Origin of the sequence: Pseudochrobactrum sp. AO18b (assembly GCF_000409565.1) — a bacterium.
GTDB lineage: Bacteria > Pseudomonadota > Alphaproteobacteria > Rhizobiales > Rhizobiaceae > Pseudochrobactrum > Pseudochrobactrum saccharolyticum.
Genome location: NZ_ANNO01000333.1, coordinates 1 through 726, shown reverse-complemented (window position 1 = coordinate 726; position 726 = coordinate 1). Strand labels below are relative to the sequence as shown.

Below are 726 nucleotides of genomic sequence, written 5' to 3'. Positions count from 1 at the left end.
TTGGGCTTCCTATTATTTAAAAACACGTCGTTAAGTTATTGCTTAAACACGTAGTTTATTTTTGCGTGTGAAACACGGTATTATTTTGCTTGCGTGTTAAACACTCGGTTGAAAATCGTATCAACGTGTTTGGTATGATAGCCGAGGTCGAATTTCTCGCGGATCTGCTCTTCGGAGAGTGCTGCACGCACTTCTGCATCAGCCAGCAGTTCTTCGAGGAAGTCTTTGCCCTGTTCCCATACCTTCATCGCATTGCGCTGAACGAGGCGGTAGGAATCTTCACGGGATACGCCAGCCTGAGTGAGAGCCAGTAGCACGCGCTGTGAATGCACCAGACCGCGGAACTTGTTCAGGTTGTTCATCATGTTTTCAGGATAAACAAGCAGCTTCTCGATCACGCCGGTCAGACGGGCGAGGGCGAAGTCGAGTGTGATCGTCGCATCAGGGCCGATCATGCGTTCAACGGAAGAGTGAGAAATATCGCGCTCATGCCACAGAGCTACGTTTTCCATCGCAGGCAGTGCCATGGAACGAACCATGCGGGCCAGACCGGTCAGGTTTTCTGTCAGCACAGGGTTGCGCTTATGCGGCATTGCCGACGAACCCTTCTGACCCGGTGAGAAATATTCTTCCGCTTCCAGCACTTCTGTGCGCTGCAGATGACGGATTTCAACAGCCAGACGCTCAACAGAAGACGCGATAACCGCCAGAACCGAGAAATACATC

Annotated in this window: 1 protein-coding gene; it reads right to left on the bottom strand. The window is 51.1% G+C overall.

What is annotated here, in order from left to right; genetic code table 11:
* Window positions 1-80 precede the first annotated feature (80 nt).
* A partial coding sequence (locus A918_RS0113155; protein ID WP_022711515.1) for a lyase family protein occupies window positions 81-726 on the bottom strand: 646 nt, incomplete at its 5' end.